The 17,779-nt window shown below is 73.2% G+C and carries 20 protein-coding genes; 7 read left to right on the top strand and 13 right to left on the bottom strand.

Translation table 11 applies throughout. The features are described 5' to 3' along the window. Positions 1–120 precede the first annotated feature (120 nt). Positions 121–639 carry an SRPBCC family protein gene (locus ACQ452_RS01020; protein WP_433389137.1) on the top strand — a complete coding sequence of 173 codons (519 nt, stop codon included), beginning with the start codon at positions 121–123 and terminating at the stop codon, positions 637–639. Positions 640–646: 7 nt separating this feature from the next. Here the strand turns inward: ACQ452_RS01020 and ACQ452_RS01015 are convergent, their stop codons facing one another. Then, positions 647–1,354 carry a DUF2786 domain-containing protein gene (locus tag ACQ452_RS01015; protein ID WP_433389136.1) on the bottom strand — a complete coding sequence of 236 codons (708 nt, stop codon included), beginning with the start codon at positions 1,352–1,354 and terminating at the stop codon, positions 647–649. Between the two features lie 64 nt (positions 1,355–1,418). Further along, positions 1,419–1,808 (bottom strand): hypothetical protein, encoded by a 390-nt coding sequence (locus ACQ452_RS01010; RefSeq protein ID WP_433389135.1) that lies wholly within the window; start codon positions 1,806–1,808, stop codon positions 1,419–1,421. Positions 1,809–1,965: 157 nt separating this feature from the next. On the opposite strand from ACQ452_RS01010, the gene ACQ452_RS01005 reads away from it, so the two are divergent. Further along, complete coding sequence (locus ACQ452_RS01005) at positions 1,966–3,306, top strand: ABC transporter substrate-binding protein (protein ID WP_433389134.1); 1,341 nt, start codon at positions 1,966–1,968, stop codon at positions 3,304–3,306. 61 nt (positions 3,307–3,367) lie between these two features. Here ACQ452_RS01005 and ACQ452_RS01000 read toward each other — a convergent pair whose 3' ends face one another. Next, complete coding sequence (locus ACQ452_RS01000; protein ID WP_433389133.1) at positions 3,368–4,111, bottom strand: enoyl-CoA hydratase/isomerase family protein; 744 nt, start codon at positions 4,109–4,111, stop codon at positions 3,368–3,370. Next, positions 4,108–4,965: a 3-hydroxyacyl-CoA dehydrogenase family protein gene (locus ACQ452_RS00995; protein WP_433389132.1), complete on the bottom strand. Its 858-nt coding sequence runs from the start codon at positions 4,963–4,965 to the stop codon at positions 4,108–4,110. Before ACQ452_RS00995 ends, ACQ452_RS01000 begins: the two co-directional genes overlap by 4 nt. A gap of 161 nt (positions 4,966–5,126) precedes the next feature. Here ACQ452_RS00995 and ACQ452_RS00990 point away from each other — a divergent pair, with 161 nt between their 5' ends. Further along, complete coding sequence (locus ACQ452_RS00990; RefSeq protein WP_433389131.1) at positions 5,127–5,423, top strand: hypothetical protein; 297 nt, start codon at positions 5,127–5,129, stop codon at positions 5,421–5,423. Positions 5,424–5,524: 101 nt separating this feature from the next. Here the strand turns inward: ACQ452_RS00990 and ACQ452_RS00985 are convergent, their stop codons facing one another. Then, complete coding sequence (locus tag ACQ452_RS00985; RefSeq protein WP_433389130.1) at positions 5,525–6,304, bottom strand: class I SAM-dependent methyltransferase; 780 nt, start codon at positions 6,302–6,304, stop codon at positions 5,525–5,527. Positions 6,305–6,357: 53 nt separating this feature from the next. Between ACQ452_RS00985 and ACQ452_RS00980 the strand changes: the two genes are divergently transcribed. Then, complete coding sequence (locus ACQ452_RS00980) at positions 6,358–6,756, top strand: PPOX class F420-dependent oxidoreductase (RefSeq protein WP_433389129.1); 399 nt, start codon at positions 6,358–6,360, stop codon at positions 6,754–6,756. Positions 6,757–6,838: 82 nt separating this feature from the next. On the opposite strand, the gene ACQ452_RS00975 is transcribed toward ACQ452_RS00980, so the two are convergent. Continuing rightward, positions 6,839–7,048, bottom strand: coding sequence for a BldC family transcriptional regulator (locus tag ACQ452_RS00975; RefSeq protein WP_007073996.1), 210 nt, complete (start codon positions 7,046–7,048; stop codon positions 6,839–6,841). 252 nt (positions 7,049–7,300) lie between these two features. Beyond that, positions 7,301–8,140 carry a hypothetical protein gene (locus ACQ452_RS00970; protein WP_433389128.1) on the bottom strand — a complete coding sequence of 280 codons (840 nt, stop codon included), beginning with the start codon at positions 8,138–8,140 and terminating at the stop codon, positions 7,301–7,303. Positions 8,141–8,313: 173 nt separating this feature from the next. Between ACQ452_RS00970 and ACQ452_RS00965 the strand changes: the two genes are divergently transcribed. After that, on the top strand, positions 8,314–9,396 hold the full coding sequence (locus ACQ452_RS00965) for a Glu/Leu/Phe/Val family dehydrogenase (RefSeq protein WP_433389127.1): 1,083 nt from the start codon (positions 8,314–8,316) through the stop codon (positions 9,394–9,396). A gap of 288 nt (positions 9,397–9,684) precedes the next feature. Beyond that, positions 9,685–9,900, top strand: coding sequence for a DUF3073 domain-containing protein (locus tag ACQ452_RS00960; protein WP_433389126.1), 216 nt, complete (start codon positions 9,685–9,687; stop codon positions 9,898–9,900). A gap of 145 nt (positions 9,901–10,045) precedes the next feature. Here the strand turns inward: ACQ452_RS00960 and amcA are convergent, their stop codons facing one another. From amcA to ACQ452_RS00935, 5 genes are all read right to left on the bottom strand, one after another. Beyond that, positions 10,046–10,279, bottom strand: a complete 234-nt coding sequence (gene amcA, locus ACQ452_RS00955; RefSeq protein ID WP_433389125.1) for a multiple cyclophane-containing RiPP AmcA — start codon at positions 10,277–10,279, stop codon at positions 10,046–10,048. Further along, entirely contained in the window at positions 10,260–11,351 is a 1,092-nt protein-coding gene (amcB, locus tag ACQ452_RS00950) for a cyclophane-forming radical SAM peptide maturase AmcB (protein WP_433393920.1), read from the bottom strand. Before amcB ends, amcA begins: the two co-directional genes overlap by 20 nt. A 167-nt stretch (positions 11,352–11,518) precedes the next feature. Continuing rightward, a complete protein-coding gene (purM, locus tag ACQ452_RS00945) occupies positions 11,519–12,673 on the bottom strand; it encodes a phosphoribosylformylglycinamidine cyclo-ligase (RefSeq protein ID WP_433389124.1) in 1,155 nt (384 codons plus the stop codon). A 58-nt stretch (positions 12,674–12,731) separates the two neighbouring features. Then, the gene (gene purF / locus ACQ452_RS00940) at positions 12,732–14,270 is read right to left on the bottom strand and encodes an amidophosphoribosyltransferase (protein WP_433389123.1); all 1,539 of its coding nucleotides are present in this window, start codon (positions 14,268–14,270) and stop codon (positions 12,732–12,734) included. A 171-nt stretch (positions 14,271–14,441) separates the two neighbouring features. After that, on the bottom strand, positions 14,442–14,795 hold the full coding sequence (locus ACQ452_RS00935; RefSeq protein WP_433389122.1) for a sterol carrier family protein: 354 nt from the start codon (positions 14,793–14,795) through the stop codon (positions 14,442–14,444). Between the two features lie 164 nt (positions 14,796–14,959). Here ACQ452_RS00935 and ACQ452_RS00930 point away from each other — a divergent pair, with 164 nt between their 5' ends. Beyond that, positions 14,960–16,888 carry a hypothetical protein gene (locus ACQ452_RS00930; RefSeq protein ID WP_433389121.1) on the top strand — a complete coding sequence of 643 codons (1,929 nt, stop codon included), beginning with the start codon at positions 14,960–14,962 and terminating at the stop codon, positions 16,886–16,888. 135 nt (positions 16,889–17,023) lie between these two features. Here ACQ452_RS00930 and ACQ452_RS00925 read toward each other — a convergent pair whose 3' ends face one another. Then, positions 17,024–17,779 (bottom strand): 2-phosphosulfolactate phosphatase, encoded by a 756-nt coding sequence (locus ACQ452_RS00925; protein WP_433393918.1) that lies wholly within the window; start codon positions 17,777–17,779, stop codon positions 17,024–17,026.

Raw genomic sequence — 17,779 nt, 5'->3', positions numbered from 1 at the left:
CCCGGCGCGGTGCGGCGCGTCGGCTCCGGCCGGGACGCCGCCGAGGACGCGCGGGAGGAGGTTTCCGCAGCGCGCGACGGAAGCTGCGCAGCCGGGCACCAGCCGGTATGGTCCGGACCCATGGGACAGGGGATGACCGACTCGGCCGGCTTCCGGCAGGAGTCCGAACAATTCTCGTTGCGCAGCGTCCTCCTCGTCCCCGCCTCCGCGCAGCGGGCGTTCGACGTGTTCACCGGCGCCCTGGCGCAGTGGTGGGTGGTGGAATACACCTGGTCCGGGCCGGAGCAGCTCGTCGACCTGGGGATGGAGCCACACGCCGGCGGCATGCTCTATGAGATCGGCCCGCACGGTTTCCGCTGTGACTGGGGGCGGGTGCTGACCTGGGAGCCCCCCGAGCGGCTGGTCTTCACCTGGCAGATCGGGGCGGACCGGGCACCGGTGCCGGATCCCGCGCAGGCGAGCGAGGTGGAGGTGCTCTTCCAGGCGGACGGGCCGGAACGCACCAGGGTGGCGGTCGAGCACCGGCACTTCGACCGGCACGGCGAAGCCGCGGAGGGCTACCGCCAGGCGCTGACAGCCGGCTGGCAGGAACTGCTCACCCGCTACGCCGCCAGGGTCTCCGACCGCGACGCCGGCTGACCGGCCCTCAACGGTCGATGCCGGGGCGTACGCCCGTCGTGGTGGTGACACCCCGACCGCCGAGGTCGGCGCGGTGGCCCGCCTCGGCACCCGAGCCGAACCCCCCGCCGGCCAGCCGACGCGGCGCGGCGGTACGCAACCGCGGGTACACCTCCGTGACGCGGTGCCGGACCCGGTCCGACCGGTCGGCCAGGACCAGCGCCACCGACGGGGCGCCCGCCTCGGCGACCGCCCCGGCCTCCGCCGCCCGCAGTCGCCCCCCGACCACCTGGGCGAAGCCGGCCAGCCAGGAGCGCCGGAAGGCGGCGACGTGCGCCCCGACCGGCACCCCGGCGCCGGCCAGCCCGTGCGCCGCCTGCACCAGCAGCGACGTGAAGAGCAACTCCACCCGTTCCAGGTCGCTGGCGAAGCCGAAGAGGTGCATGGCGAAGCCGGCGCCCGCCCGGCGGCGGACGCAGCGACAGCGCAGCGGATCGGCGACGGCGGCCAGCAGGCCGGCCTTGTCCCGGGCGTACGGGGCGACGACCTCGACCACCCGGTCGCCCACCGGGTCGGTTGCCGGGTCCCGGGCGGCCAGCAGCGCCCGGTCCACGCCGTAACGGGCGATCAACTCGGTCGCCTTGGCGGTGAAGGCGGCCGACTCGGCGGGGGTGCAGGCCGGGTCCTCGGCCTGGGCCAGCAGCTTGCGCACCTTGCTGAGCATGGCGTCGGACATGCCCGTCAGCCTGTCACGCCACGATGACCTCACGTCCACCCGCGCCCGGCGGGCGTAGGGGCGGTCAGCCGGCCCGGCTGCGCAGCGTCGCCACCGTCGAACCGGCGAGGGTGAGCAGGCACTCCGGCAGCAGCCCGTCGGCCGCCGCCGCCCCGAACAGTGCCTCGCCGGTGTCGACGTCGGCGTTGGCGTACGCGCTGACGAAACGGGCCACCCAGCGGGTGTCGTAGCCCGCCTCGTCGATGCCGGGGAAATCCAGGGCGCACGTGCCCGGGGGAGCCGGATCACCGACCATCGTCGCGGCGAGACACCAGGCCACGCCGTACGCTCCGGCCAGTCCCGACCGGTCGACGACCGTGTCGAAGGCCCCCGTCACCGCGTCGCCGTCCCCGGCCAGCGCCGAGCGGAGCACGGCGGTCGCGTCGTCGAACGTCTGCTGCGATGAGTCCGTCACGCAGAGCACGGTACGGGGGAGCGTCAAGCCGTCGACCCGGTGATGCCGTTTCGTGGTCAGCGCGGACGGGCTGCGGAATCGAGCGGCCACCGTGGTCCCGCCGCCCAGCCCGGCACGCTAATGTGCGCAGCGGACCTTCGCCGGAGGAAGGACGACCATGCTCAGATCACGCGCGTCGCGGGCGGCCACCCTGGCTGCCTGCGCGACGTTCCTGCTCGCCACGAGCGCCTGCGGGAACGACGAGCCCGAGGAGGCGGCCACCCGACAGGTGCACCTCTACGGTACCGACGGCACCATGCTGAACTCGTACCCCGCCGAGCTGAAGGACCGTGCCGGCCTGGTCGACGGGATGAAGGGCACCACGCCCCTCACCCCCCTGCCGGAGACGTTCAAGAACCGGCTCCGCTCCGTCGACCCGGAGCTGGCCGACTTCCTCTACGCCGCCGAGGCGTACGACGCGGTGGCCATCAGCGCGATCGCCGCCCAGCTCGCGGGCACCACGGACCCGGCCGCCATCGCGGCCCAGATCGTCGGGGTCACCAACGGCGGGCAGCGCTGCGAGACCGCGGCGAAGTGCCTGAGCCTGGCCCGGGCCGGCCAGGACGTGGAATACCGCAGCGTCTCGCTGACCAGAGCGGGTTTCACCGACACCGGCGAGCCCTCCACCGCCAGCTACGCGACCTTGCACTTCGACGGGCAGCAGCTCAACGACGGCAAGACGGAGTTCGTCGGGGCGGGGGACGAGTCGACGGCGAGCACGAAGGCCCCGCCGAAGGCGAGGAAGCAGGGCGACGCCGGCAGCAGCGACGCCCCCCTGGTCATCGGCGGCCTGCTGCCGCAGACCGGCGACCTGGCCCTCGCGTACCCGCCGATCTCCGCCGGCACCAAGCTGGCGCTCAGGGAGGTCAACGCGGCGGGCGGGGTGCTCGGCAAGCCGGTGGTCTGGATCGACGGTGACGACGGCACCAACCCGGCGATCGCCAAGGCCACGGTGGCCCGGCACGTCGCGCGCAAGGTCCACGTCATCATCGGCGCGGGCGCCTCCGGTATCTCCCGCGAGGTGCTGCCCGACGTGGTGGCGGCCGGAAAGGTGCTGTTCGCCCCGTCGAACACCGACGCCAGCCTGACCGAACTGGACGACAACGGCCTCTATTTCCGCACCGCCCCGCCGGACAGCCTCCAGGGCCGCGCGCTGGCCGACGTGATCCTCCGGGACGGGTCGCAGAAGATCGCCATCGTGGCCCGCGAGGACTCCTACGGCAAAGGCCTGCAGGGCGCCGTCCGGGCCGAGCTGGAACGCGCCGGCATCAGCGGCGACCGGCTCAAGCTGCTGACCTACGCCCCGCCGGCCGACGCCAAGGCCGACCCGGTGGACTTCACCGCCGGCGCGAAGGAGATCAAGGAGTTCGGTGCGGAGGCCGTGCTGATCATCGGCTTCGCCGAGTCCGCGCAGGTCATCCGTGCCCTCGCCGACGCCGGGGTGCAGACCCGACGCTGACCCACCTCCCGCCGACACGCGGCCGCACCGGTGACCGGTGCGGCCGTCGTCGTCCGGCGGCTCAGCGGGAGCTTCGCCGCTGGAGGAACTCCGTCATCCGCCGGTGCTTCTCCTCGTCCTCGAAGAGCACCGCCTGGCTGACCAGGTCGAGCTGCGGATGCGCGGCGGCCGGCGCGTCGACCGCCAGCTTGGTCAGCCGCAGCGCCAACGCCGACCCCTTCGCCATCTCGTCGAGCAGGCCGTTCGCGGTGGGCAGCAACTCGACGGGTTCGGCCACCACCCGGTTGACCAGGCCGATCCGCAGCGCCTCCTCGGCATCCACCCGGCGGCCCGTGAAGAGCAGTTCCTTGGCCCGGGCCTCCCCGATCAGCGCCGGCAGCCGGTGGGTCGCGCCGGCCCCGGCCAGGATCCCCAGCCGCACCTCCGGCTGGCCGAACACCGCCCGCGCCGTGCAGACCCGCAGATCGCAGGCGTACGCCAGCTCCGCGCCCCCACCCAGGGCGGGGCCGTCCACCGCAGCCACGGTCGGCATCGGCAGGGCCCGGATCCGGGCGAAGGCCGCCGAGTTGATGGCTGCGAGCGCGTCCAGCCGGCCCCGCTCGCGCAACTGGCCGATGTCGGCCCCACCGGCGAAGATGCCCTCGGTGCCGCCGGTGAGCAGCAGCAGCCGGGGCCGCGCCTCCAGCTCGGCGCAGACCTGGTGCAGCTCGGCGATCAGGTCGGCGTCGATGGCGTTGCGTTTCTCCGGCCGGTCCAGCGTCACCACGAGCCGGTCCGGGTGCTCCTCGACCCGCAGCCCGCTCATGAGCGGACGCCGCCTTCCCAGCGGTAGAAGCCCTGACCGGACTTCTTGCCCAGGTGGCCGGCGCCCACCATCTCCACCAGCAGCGGCGGCGGCGCGAACCGGTCACCGTAGGCGGCCTGGAGGGTGCGCGCGATGTCCAGCCGCACGTCCAGCCCCACGAGGTCGGTCAGTTCCAGCGGGCCGACCGGGTGCCGGTAGCCGAGCACCATCGCCTTGTCGATGTCGGCGGGGCTGGCCACCCCGTCCGCGACCATCCGGATCGCCTCCAACCCGAGGGTGACCCCGAGCCGGGAGGTGGCGAAGCCCGGCAGGTCGCGTACGACGACGGGGTCCTTGCCCAGCCGGCCGGCGAGCGCGACGGCCTCGGCGGTGGTCTCCTCGGCGGTGGCCGGGCCGACCACGACCTCCAGCAGGGCCATCGCCCAGACCGGGTTGAAGAAGTGCAGCCCGACGAAGCGTTCGGGCCGCGCCAGCCCTTCGGCCAGCGCCGCGATCGGGATGCTGGAGGTGTTGCTGCCCAGCAGCGCCGGCCGCAACGCCTCGGCCTCGCGCAGCACCGCCCGCTTCAGCTCCGGCCGCTCCGGTACGGCCTCCACCACCACGGCCGGTTCCCCGGCGACCTCGGCGAGCCCCGCCCGCAGCGCCACCCGCTGCCGGTTCGTGTCGGCCTGGTGGGCGCTGAGCTTGCCGCGCGTCACCGCCCGGTCCCACAGCTCGCCGAGCCGGTCCAGGGCCGCCGCGCCGCGGTCCCGGTCCACTTCGACCAGTTCGACGGCGTATCCGGCCCCGGCTGCCACGTACGCGATGCCGAGACCCATCGTGCCGGCCCCGACGACGACAAAGCGGTCGCTCATGACGCCTCCCAGTCTCCGGTGGCGGTACGGTGCTGGTCCGTGTCCCGCCGCCCGTTCCACTCGCTCATGGGGCCGACCCTATGCAGGGCCGTTCCCCCCGGTAGGCGTGGGGGCACGGCGGATCGGGTACCACGGGCACAACCGAGGGAAGGACGGGCCAGATGAGCCAGGCACCGGAGACCGCGCACACCACGGCAGCGGCGGAGACCGTGGAGACCCGTGGCGACGAGCGGGTCGACCTGCTGCGCGCCGACACGAACAACGACGGCCGCACCGACGTCTGGGTGGCCGACACCGACGGAGACGGCAAGCCCGACCTGTTCCAGTTCGACACCAACGGGGACGGCAAGGTGGACATCACCATGGTCGACCTCGACGAGGACGGCACCCCGGACGAGGTGGTCGACGGCGACGGCGGCCTGCCGCCCGAGCAGCTTCCCCCGACCGTCCAGGTCTGAGGGCCCCGGCCCGGGTCACCGCACCGGCGGGAACCCGGGCCGGCGCTTTCGCCGCCGCCCGCCGCGCCCCGGCGGGCCAGCGGCGTCGCACCCGCGTCGCGTCAGGCGGCCAGGCGCAGGGTGGCGAGATAGTACGGCGCGTCGGCGTCGTCCACGTCGGTCAGTCGCCAGCCGCTGCCCCGGACCAGTTCGGCGAGTTCGTCCGGGGAGCAGACCAGGTAGTCGAACCACTCGGTGCCCAGCTCGCGGTAGCGCAGTCGGAGCCGGAGCTGCCCGCCCAACCGTCCCCGGCGTCGGTTGCGCTCGTGGTAACCCGTGTGCACCGGGTCCCGGGTGCCGTACGGGTCGGTGCCCTGGGCGATGATCTGGGCCCCCGGCCGGGCCAGCGCGGCGAGCGCGGCCAGCAGGGCCGGTGCCCTCTCCCGCCCCTCCAGCAGGCCGACGTTGTTGCCGAGCAGCAGGAACGTGTCGTAGCGGTGGCCGTCGGCGACGTGCGCGTCGACAGTGGCGTGCACCAGGTCGCGTACGCCCCGGCGGCGGCACACGGCCAGCGCCCCGGCCGAGGTGTCCAGCCCGGTGACGGGCACGTCCCGTTCCTGGAGCAGCAGCGCGATCCGGCCGGCGCCGACCCCGACGTCCAGGGTGGCGCCCCGGACCCGGTCCACGGCCCGGTGGTCGTACGGCTGCCACTGCGCCGGCGGGTCCAGGTAGTGCGCGGCGGGTGCGCCGTTGATGAGCCCGTCGTCGCGTTCGATGATCTCGATGACGGGTCGCGGCAGCCGTCCGCCCGCCAGCGGCCGGGGGCCGACGCCGGTGGCCACGGCGTACGCGTCGCGCAGCATCTCCCCGAACACGTCGCCGATCTGTGGCTGTGCCGTCATCGCTTCACGCTATCCGTCCGGTCGGTCGTCCGCGCCGCCCGTATCCTTGCGGGGTGACCACCCTGGACCGCCTTGGCGCGGAGAAGTACGTCCTGCTGACGACGTTCCGCAAGGACGGGCGGGCGGTGCCCACCCCGGTCTGGACGGTGCGCGACGGTGACGCGCTGGCGGTCTGGTCGGCGGCGGACGCCGGCAAGGTGAAGCGGATCCGGCGCAGCGGCGAGGTCACCGTGGCGCCCTGCGACGTGCGGGGCCGGCCGCACGGCGAGGCGGTCCCCGCCCACGCGACCCTCTGCGATCCGGCCGAGACCCGGCGGGTACGCGATCTGATCAAGCGGAAGTACCGGCTGTTCGGGCGGCTCAGCCTGCTCGCCAGCCGCCTGCGTCGCGGCGAGGGCGGCACGATCGGCATCCGGGTCGTCCTGACGGACGGGCGGCCGACCGACGCCTGACCCGCGCGCACGGGTCCGGACATGACGGAGGGCGGCGGAACAGGTCCGCCGCCCTCCGTCCACTTCTTCCGACCGCCGGTGGTCAGTCCCCCTGACGCTGCTGGGGAATCTGCCCTTGCAGCAGAGCCCTGACCTCCGACTCGCGGTATCGACGGTGGCCACCCAGGGTGCGGATGGCGCTGAGCTTGCCCGCCTTGGCCCACCGGGTCACCGTCTTCGGGTCGACACGGAACATCGACGCCACCTCGGCCGGCGTGAGTAGCGGCTCTGGTTCGTGCGTTCGCGATGCCATCGGTCACTCCTCCACGTTTATAGACATCGGCCGGGGTCCCGCCGGTCGACGCGTCTCCCATGGTCCGGCTAGTCCCCGATGTCCGACATGGGCCGAACGGCCGGAGGTCCCTAGACGGACGGATGAACCATGCCCGATTTATGCGACTTTTACACGGCAGAAAGTACCTTATTCGGACTCATGATCACGGTTCGTGATGCGCCAACTACGAGCACGCTTCGAGTTGGGAGCGCTTCCTGGGCCGTTTTGGCCTCAGTTGCACCGTTCCAGTAGCTGCACGGCGCGCCAGCGCGCGACCAGCCGGTCGTACGCCGCCGAGGCCTCCTCCGCCTCGCCCTCGGAGAGGCCGGCGAGCCCTTTCGCCACCAACCCGGGCGAGTCGTCGGCGGCCAGCGTCTCGTCCGAGAGCAGGTCCACCAGGCCGCCGTAGTCCAGCTCCACCATCGACCGCGGGTGGAACTCCTCCAGCCAGCGGGCGGCCTCCTCGACGGCCTCGGTGATCGGCGCGTCGCCGATCGACTTGCGCAGCACCGCCAGGGCCAGGGCGCAGCGGCGCCGCGCCTTGGAGATCTCCGTGCGGTAGCGCAGAGCCCGCCGCTGCGGATGCGTCACGTGGTGGCGCTCCTCCGCGTCGAAGAGCACGAACCAGCGCAGCGGCACGCCCCACGTGGCGATCTGCTCGTGCACCCGCGGCACCCCGTGCTCCAGCACCCGGGCCCCGCTGCGCCAGTCCTCGACCACGGCCTTCGCCTGCCCGGCCAGCACCGGCGGGACGAAGGCGTCGGCAAGCACCGGCGGCACCCCGTCGCGCGCGCTCAGCGCCGCCTCGGCCACCCGGATGCGCAGGTTCCACGGGCACACCAGCAGGCTCTCGTCGGTCTCCAGGACGTACGCCTCGTCCGGCAGGTCGGGCAGCCTGGTCCAGCCGGCGCCGAGCGCCTCCAGCACCGACGTCCGTTGCCGGCCCGGCCCCTCCACCGGTGCCACCGCACGCCCCTGCTCGACGTAGCGCCGCCAGTACGACTGGCGGTCCCGGTCGAAGGCGGTCAGCGGCTCGTACACGCGCAGGTATGAAGCGAAGAGCGACGGCACGGCGCGATCCTCCCACGAATTGGAACTCGACCGTCGTCGGCGGCGCGATCGCGTGCGCCGTGAGCGGCCGGGCGGCGTCGGGGCCGATACTAGGCTCAGCGGCACCGGCACCATCCCGCCGGCGTCCACAGGTCGGCGCCCCACAAGGGCGCACCCCACAACAGGAGCGAGTCATGGGCGTATTCGCCACCAACGACGACGCTGGGTCCAGCGGTCACGAACAGGTCGTGTTCTGCCAGGACAAGCAGTCCGGCCTCAAGGCGATCATCGGCATCTACTCCACGGCGCTCGGCCCCGCGCTGGGTGGGACCCGGTTCTACCCGTACGCCACGGAGGAGGACGCCCTCGCCGACGTGCTGGACCTCTCCCGGGGCATGGCCTACAAGAACGCCCTGGCCGGGCTGGACCTGGGCGGCGGCAAGGCGGTCATCTGGGGTGACCCCGAGCGGATCAAGAGCGAGGCGCTGCTGCGCGCGTACGGCCGCTTCGTGGAGTCCCTCGCCGGGCGCTACTACACCGCCTGCGACGTCGGCACCTACGTCGCCGACATGGACGTGATCGCCCGCGAGACCTCGTACGTCACCGGCCGCAGCGTCGAGCACGGCGGCGCGGGCGACTCCTCGGTCCTCACCGCCTGGGGCGTGTTCCAGGGCATGCGGGCCGCGGCCGAGCACGTCTGGGGCGCACCGACCCTCGCCGGCCGGCGGGTCGGCGTGGCCGGCCTGGGCAAGGTGGGCAAGCACCTCGTCGGGCACCTGATCGACGACGGCGCCGAGGTGGTGGCGACCGACGTCAACCCGAAGACCCTGGACTGGGCGCGCACCGCGCACCCGCAGGTCGCGCTCGTCGACGACGCCACCGCGCTGGTGGCCGCCGACATCGACGTGTACGCGCCGTGCGCGCTGGGCGGCGCGCTCAACGACGACACGGTGCCGGCGCTGCGCGCGAAGGTGGTCGTGGGCGCGGCCAACAACCAGCTCGCGCACGGCGGCATCGAGAAGCTCCTCGCCGACCGGGGCGTCCTCTACGCCCCGGACTACGTGGTCAACGCCGGCGGCGTGATCCAGGTGGCGGACGAGATCCAGGGCTTCAACTTCGAGCGGGCCAAGCTGCGGGCGACCCGGATCTACGACACCACCCGGGAGATCCTGCGGCTGGCGGACGCCGAGGGCGTGCCGCCGGCGGTGGCGGCGGACCGGCTGGCGGAGCGGCGGATGGCCGACGTCGGGCGGCTGCGCACCATCCATCTGCGCTGAGCGCGACGCCGGGGCGGGGTGGAGGTTGGGCCCCCGACCCCGGCGCACGGCGCATCCCGTTAGGCTCGTTTCGCACGGCTTCGCCCGGTGTCACGGCCGGTCCCGCCACCACCCCTTACCGGGTACAATCGGTGACGGTCGGGTCACCGCGACGCGCGGCGCCGGTCGGCGGTAACCCGAGGTGCCGAACGCTGGCATCCCCATGTACCGTAAGAGCCACGAGAGATGCCTGACGTCATCGGGGCCCGCCTTCGGGCTGCCCCGCATTCTGTGCGAGGGGGTCGAGCCATGGGGCGCGGCCGTGCTAAGGCCAAGCAGACGAAGGTGGCCCGGGAGTTGAAGTACCACTCCCCGAACACCGACCTCACCGCCTTGCAGCGCGAACTGGCGAGTGCTGGTAAGTCTGAGCACAACTTCGACGACGACTACAAAGAGTATGTCGACGACGACGATGAGGATCATGCGGACGAAGACCCGGATCCCTGGGTACGTCCGACCCGCTGACCTCCGATAGCAAGCACGAGCACGCGGTCACGGCCCGCGTGCTCACGCATGTGCCCATCGAAGCAGCGCCTGGAACGCGATCAGGGACCTGCACCCGCCGGTGAATCCGCCGGCCGGCCCGGCAGGCCCCTGATCGCGTTCTTTCTCAGCGGGGCCGGTTGTTCCAGTTGTAGAACGTCGGGATGTTCTCGAAGTGGTTCCAGGCGCAGACCGCGTTGGCGCCGTCGCCGCCCGCCACCTCCGCCCGTAGCCGGCGCGCGGCCTCGGCCTCGCGCAGGAGTGTGGTGAGTCCCGGTGCGGCTTGCCGCACCCGATCGGCGACCTCGTCAGGGGCGCCCGCGCTCCGGTCGGGCCGCCGGTCACTGGTGGTCTCGGGCATGCTCCAACACTCCCTCCAGTAAGTGGATCTTGCTGTTGCGGCAGTGCGCGGTCTGCGTACCGTCGAAACGCCCCAGCTCGAAGTAGCGGTTGGCCGCGTGGCCGCCGCCGCAGAACCCGAAATAGGGGCAGGACGAACGGCACGCCTCGACACCGGCGAGGAACTCGCCGACCCAGGGCGTCCGACCCGCGTTGGCCAGGATCTCGGCCAGCGGGGCGGCCAGCACGTTGCCGCTGCTGAAATCGCCGTACCGGGCATCGGTGAAACCGGCCAGCTCGGGCGAGAGCACCGTCACCGAGCCGTCATGGGCGACGGTCGGGATCGGGTCAAGCCGCCGCGGGAGCAGGTCGTCGGCGCTGCCGTCCAGCACCGCGGCGGCGTACCGCAGCGACCACTCGACCTCGCGCAGGTGGATCCGCGGCTGCCGGCGCCAGGCCGCCACCAACTCCGCCCAGAAGGCGGTCACCAGGCGGGCGTCGTGGGAGTTGTCGCGGAGGTTGACCCCCTCGGTCTCCTCGATGTTGACACCGAGCACGTCGCAGCCGAGGTCGAGGAAGTAGTCGTACAACTCGGCGGCCAGGCCCGGTCCGGGCCGCGCCACCACCGCCAGCGCCGAGAACGGCAGGCCGTGCCGGCGCAGCGCCGCCACCCCGCGCACGATCCGGTCGTACGCCGGCCCGCCGCCCCGGGTGACCCGGTCGCCGTTGCGCTCCCGCGGGCCGTCGACGCTCACGCTCACCCGCACCCCGTGCTCGACGAAGAACGCGCACCAGGCGTCGTCGATCAACGTCGCGTTCGTCTGGACGTGGTGCTCCACGCCCGGCCCGAAGGGCGCGAGCAGCGCGGCCAGGTGCTCCCGGCCGGCCGCCAGCGGCTCGCCGCCGTGCCACACCACCGAGAAACGCCCCGCCGCCGCCCACGGGTTGACCGACTCGGCCACCGCCTCGGCCACCGGCACCGGCATCCGCCGGTCCAGCGCCCGCGACGGCAGGTAGCAGTAGGCGCAATCCAGGTTGCACAGGGTGGTGGGCTGCATGACCACGTACGAGGGGACGGCGGCCAGGCCGCGCATCCCACTGAACGAGCGTCCCCGAGCAGCCATTGCCCTCCTCACCTGAAGGGCTGCCGGGGAACCCGGGCGGGTCGCCCCGACAGCTTTGAGGGTGCCCTCAGGCTAGGCGGCGACGGCCACTCGGGTGAAGCCCTGATCAGGTGCCCGTACGATCACCGGGGGTACGATCAGCCCCGGGTGTGCTGGCCGACCATCTGCACGTGCCCGGAGCCCTCGATGATCTCGCCGGCCTGCCAGGCCTCGACGCCCCGGCCCGTCAGGGTGGCCAGTGCCCGGTCCGCGTCCTCGGCGGAGACGATCGCGAACATGCCGACGCCCATGTTGAAGGTCGCCTCCATCTCCGGGTCCTCGATCCGCCCCTTGGACTGGATCAGGTCGAAGATCGGCTGCGGCTTCCAGGTGGACCGGTTGACCACCGCGTCGACGTGCTCGGGAAGCACCCGGACCAGGTTGCCGGGGATGCCGCCGCCGGTCACGTGGGCGATGGAGCGCACCTCGGCCTCGGCGATCAGCTTCAGGCAGTCCTGCGCGTAGATCTTCGTCGGGGTGAGCAGTTCCTCGCCGAGGGTGCGCTGCCGGCCGAAGTCGTCGATCACCACGTCGAGCCGCATCCGGCCGGCGCCCAGCAACACGTGCCGCACCAGGGAGTAGCCGTTGGAGTGCAGGCCGGAGGAGCGCATCGCGATGACGACGTCGCCCACCTCGACCCGGTCCGGGCTGAGGATGTCGCTCTCCTCCACCACGCCGACGCCGGTGGCGGAGATGTCGTACTCGTCCGGGCGCAGCACGCCCGGGTGCTCGGCGGTCTCGCCGCCCAGCAGGGCGCAGCCGGCGTACCGGCAGCCGTCGGCGATCCCCGCGCCGATCTCGGCGACCCGGTCCGGCACGACCTCGCCGGTGGCGATGTAGTCGAGCAGGAAGAGCGGCTCCGCGCCGCAGGCCACCAGGTCGTCGACGACCATCGCGACCAGGTCGATGCCGACCGTGTCGTGGATGTCCATCTGCTGCGCGATCACCAGCTTGGTGCCGACGCCATCGGTGGAGGACGCCAGGATCGGGCTCTTGTATTTCTTCGTGTCCAGCCGGAACAGGCCGGCGAAGCCACCCAGGTCACCCATCACCTCGGGACGCCGGGTCTGCTTCACCTTCGACTTCAACAGCTCGACCGCGCGGTCACCCGCCTCGATCGAGACCCCGGCGTCCGCGTACGAGACCGAGCGTTTGCGCGCTTGACGGCCGGCGCCGGCCGTCCAGGGCTGGCGGTCACCGCCGGCGCCGGTCGGGCTGCTTCCTGCGCCGCTGCGCTCGGACACGTGCGTCACGGTTCTCCCCTTTGGTTCTGGCGCCGCGCCGGCGGTGACCGGCCCGTGCCGGGTGGTGCTACGGGCGGTGTGTGGTCACGCCGCCCGGAGTGGCGACGAGCGGGGCGGTGTGCTCCGGGGTGTCGGACGCCTCCGCGGCGACCCGTCGGCCCACCCCTTCGAGCACGTGCTTGCCGATCAGGTTGCCGGCGGGGAGCTCGATCGGGTATTCCCCGTCGAAGCACGCGCGGCACAGCCGGGTCTTCGGCTGCTCGGTGGCGGCGATCAGCCCCGGCAGCGACACGTAGCCGAGCGTGTCCGCACCGATGGAGCGCCGGATGCCGTCGTTGTCCAGCCCGTTGGCCAGCAGCTCGGCCCGGGTGGCGAAGTCGATGCCGTAGAAGCACGGCCAGCTGACCGGCGGCGAGGAGATGCGTACGTGCACCTCCAGCGCGCCGGCCTCGCGCAGCATCCGCACGATCGCCCGCTGGGTGTTGCCGCGCACGATCGAGTCGTCGACCACGACCAGCCGCTTGCCCCGCACGTTGGCCCGCAGCGGGTTGAGCTTGAGCCGGATGCCGAGCTGACGCAGGGTCTGCGACGGCTGGATGAAGGTGCGCCCGACGTACGTGTTCTTCATCAGGCCGGCGCCGTAGGTGATCCCGGACTGCTCGGCGTAGCCGATCGCGGCCGGGGTGCCCGACTCCGGCACCGGGATGACCAGGTCGGCCTCGACCGGGTGCTCCTTGGCGAGCTGGCGACCGATCTGCACCCGGGCGGAGTGCACGTTGCGGCCGGCGATGGTGGCGTCCGGCCGGGCGATGTAGACGTACTCGAAGAGGCAGCCCTTGGGCTCCGGCGCGGCGAACCGGCTCGAACGCAGCCCGTCCTCGTCGATCGCGATCAGCTCGCCGGGCTCGACCTCGCGGACCACGCTCGCGCCCACGATGTCCAGCGCGGCCGTCTCGCTGGCCACCACCCAGCCGCGCTCCAGCCGGCCCAGCACCAGCGGGCGTACGCCGTGCGGGTCGCGGGCCGCGTAGAGGGTCGACTCGTCCATGAACACGAAGCTGAACGCGCCGCGTAGCTGCGGCAGCACCTCCAGCGCCGCCGCCTCGACCGACAGGTCCGGGCGGCTGGCCAGCAGCATGGTCACCAGCGAGGTGTCGTTGGTCGAGCCGTCGGCGGTCAGCCCCCGCTGGGCGACGTCGCGCTGGAGCTCGGCGGTGTTGACCAGGTTGCCGTTGTGCGCCAGCGCGATCGTGGTGCCCGCCGTGGTGGACCGGATGGTCGGCTGGGCGTTCTCCCAGGTCGAGCCGCCGGTGGTGGAGTAACGGGCGTGCCCGATCGCCAGGTGCCCGCGCAGGCTCGCCAGGGTCGGCTCGTCGAAGACCTGGGAGACCAGGCCGAGATCCTTGTAGACCACCACGCCGGAGCCGTCGCTGACCGCGATGCCCGCGGCCTCCTGACCCCGGTGCTGCAGGGCGTAGAGCCCGAAGTAGGTGAGATTGGCGACCTCTTCCCCGGGCGCCCAGACGCCGAAGACGCCGCACGCGTCCTGGGGGCCGGGTCGTTGGGGGTCAAGGTCGTGGCTCAGCCGGCCGTCGCCTCGGGGCACCTGCGCTCCCTCATGCTGGTCTGGACCGGCCTTGCGGAATCACGCGGGGGCGGATCCGCACTCCCTCGGCCGGGACCACTGTCGTCGCCTGACAGTGTACGCGAATCGGTGTCGATACAGATAGTCACGATCTGGCTCCGCCGCGTCACTGATCTATCCGCATCACCGCAGCTAGAGCGGCAGGTACGTCGAGAGATCCGCTCGGATTCCGCTTACCCGTACGCGACCCTGGGTGATCGCGTCGGCCCAGCCGAGCCGTCCGGTGGCCACCGCCAGCCACGTCGCGGGCTCCATCTCCACGACGTTCGGCGGGGTGCCGCGGGTGTGTCGGGGACCCGGAACGCACTGAACTGCACCGTAAGGTGGGACGCGCACCTCCACCGATCGGCCGGGGGCGCGCTCCGCGAGGACAGCCAACAGGGCACGGACCGCCTCCCGGAGGACCGGCCGTTCGGGCGTACGCCCCTCGTCGAGCGCCGACAACGCCGCCGTAACCGCGGCGGACTTAATGTGCGGAGAGGACACGACGGGACGATACGGCTTCAGCACGCCGCGCCCGACGCTGGCCCTGGGTCGCGCTGATCCGGTCAGACAAGGCATAGTTGCCGACGGCGTATTCGTACCGTGATGATCCCCCCGGCCCGGCGCCCCGCCGGACAGAGGAAAGTCAGTCCCGGAAGGCGGTGGACGTGTCAACACACCGATGTGCCTGGAAGCAGCGGGCCGGTGTGGTCGTGGCGCTGGCTCTCGGCGCTCTGCTCGCCGCCCCCGCCACACCAGCCATGGCCGCGGACGTCAGCGTGTCGCCCGGCTCGGTCAACGTCAGCGCCGGCAGCGACGCCGTCGTGACCGCGCAGGTGACCCCCGGCGAGGACGACGAGAAGGTCCAGATCAGCCTCGCCGGCCTGCCGGGCGGCGTGACCTGCGGTGGCTGCGGAGAGATCCCCGGCGGCCGGCCGCAACTCCGACTGCTGCGCCTCAGGGCCAACGACAACGCCGGCGACGCGAACGTCACCGTGACGGTCGCGGTCGAGGGCGACAAGTCCGGGGCCGGGAAGACCGCCTCCTTCCAGCTCCGGGTCAAGGGCAAGGCGCAGCCGACCGAGCCCGCCCAGGTGCAGACCGTCAAGTCCGTCTCGGGCAAGGTGGTCGCCCAGGCGAACGGCAAGGCCGTGCCGAACGCCGTGGTCATGCTCCAGGACGGCGCCGGCAAGAAGATCGACACGATCAGCGACGACGGCGGCAACTTCCGTTTCAACGGCAGCAGCGAGAAGCCGATCGCGCCCGGGCGGCTCGCCGTGGGCGCCAGCGTCGGCACTGTCTACGCCACCAAGACCTTCGACGCGTCCGCCGGGCAGAGCATCAATGGCCAGCGCATCGCCCTGGCGGTCAAGGTCGAGACGACCCCGAGCCCCACCCCCTCGGTCAGCGAGGAGGCGCTCCCCACCGACGAGCCTGCCGAGGAGACGCCCGAGGCGACCGACGAGGCGACGCCGGCCGCGGCGACCAACGCCAGCAACGAGGACTCCGGCGGAATGCCGTGGCTGATCATCCTGCTGGGTGGGCTGCTCGTCGCCGCCGGTGTCGGCACCATGGTGCTGGTCCTGATGCGGCGCAAGGACGGCGGCGACGAGGCCGACGACGCCGCGGCGGGCGGCGCGACCCCGGCGGCGCGCGGAGCGTTCCGGGGCGCGGACGACCAGACCCGGGTGGTGAACCGGGTCGGCGTCACCCCGGACCCGACGATGGTCGGCGGCACCTCGCTCAGCGACGCCCCGACGATGATGCACCGGCCCGTGGTCGACGACGTGCCGCCGGACCCGTACGGCGCTCCCCCGCAGCCCTACGGCGCGGCGGGCCAGCAGGGCTGGGGCGGCGCGGGCTACGGCGACGAGCCGGCCGGCGCGGGTGGCTACGGCGCCGGCTACGGCAACGCGCCCGCCTCCGGCGGCGGCTACGGCAGCGGCGATGCCGGCTACGGCAACGCCCCGGCCTCCGGCAGCGGTTACGGCGCCAACGCCCCGGCCTCCGGCAGCGGTTACGGCGCCAACGCCCCGGCCTCGGGCAGCGGCTACGGCGGCAACGACTACGGCGCGGCGGGCGCGGCGGGTTACCCGCCGCAGGGCGGCGGCCGGGGCTACGGCGAGCGGTACGACGAGCCGACGGGCCGCTACACCGGCGACGCCACCCAGTACCCGGCCCCGGCCGACCCGTACGCGACCGGCGTCTACCAGCCGGAGCAGGGTCAGGGCTACGGTCAGCCCGAGCCCGGGGCGTACGGCCGGGGCGACGAGCCGGCCGGCGGCTACGACCCGCAGGGCGGCGGCTACGAGCGGGGCGGCTACGGCCAGGGCGGTGGCTACGGCCAGGAACCCGCGCCCCGCGGCGGCTACGGTCAGCCCGGCGGCTACGACCAGCCCACCTCGTACGACGACCAGGGCGGCTACGGCCAGTCGCCTCCCCCTCAGCGCGGCGGCTACGACGACCGTGGCGGCTACGGCCAGGGCGACTACGGCCAGCCAGGCGGCCACGACGATCCGGCGACCGGTCGGGGTCGTCCGGACGCCCCACCGCAGCAGGACCGGGCCGGCCGCCGGCTGGACTGGCTGGACGACTGACCGGCGACCTCGCCCGGCCCCGAACGACGAGAGCGGCTGCCCGATCCGGGCGGCCGCTCTCTCCGCTTCGACCCCCACCCGGCGAACTGAGCCCGCAACCTGGTCGACGGTGCCGGGCTCCGGCCGTCGCGGCGCTCAGGTAGCGGAGTAGACGCCCCGCCGCAGCACCGGGACGACCCCCGACACGCCCACCTGGACGGCCACCTCCACGTCGTCGGCGAACCCCCCCTCGGCGAGTTCCCGGCCGGAGACGCAGCCGCGCACGGCGGCCGGCACGTCCGGGGTGCTGGCCAGCGCGGCGAGCGCCATCGCCGCCTCCACCGACAGCCCGCCGGCGACGCCGGAGAGGGCATCGAGCACGTACGCCGCCCCGAGCTGGTCCTCCACGCACGGGCGCAGCGAGCCGTCCGGCCAGCGCTCTCCGGCGGCGACCACCCCGATGGGGGCGTCCACCGACCCGTACTCCCGGTCGGTCAGCCAACGCCCGACCGCGTGGGCGTTGCGTAGGCAGGCGGCGACCACCGGCAGGCCGGTGGCGCTGGCGGCGGCACTGATCGTCGAGCCGTTCGGTGACGGCAGCACCAGGTCGGCCACGCCCGGGGCGGTGCGCAGGGCCGCCGGGGAGAGCGACCACGGGTGCTCCGGGGTCGTCTGCCGGCGACCCACCGCGGCGACCGCGCCGACCCGGCGGGCGTACTCGGCCGCCTGCTCACCCCAGGGGAACGGGTGCACCCGCATGCCCCGGGCGACGGCCACCTCCACGGTGGTGGTGAACGAGAGCACGTCCACCACCACCAGCACCGCGCAGACCCGGCCGAGCTCGGCCGCGCCGGTCAGCCCCCAGTCGAACCGGGCGCCGGCGCCCGGTTGGACGTGGACGGCTGCGGCCAA

The organism is Micromonospora sp. KLBMP9576, assembly GCF_050941805.1.
GTDB lineage: Bacteria > Actinomycetota > Actinomycetes > Mycobacteriales > Micromonosporaceae > Micromonospora.
This window is presented reverse-complemented; position numbering and strand designations above follow the sequence as displayed.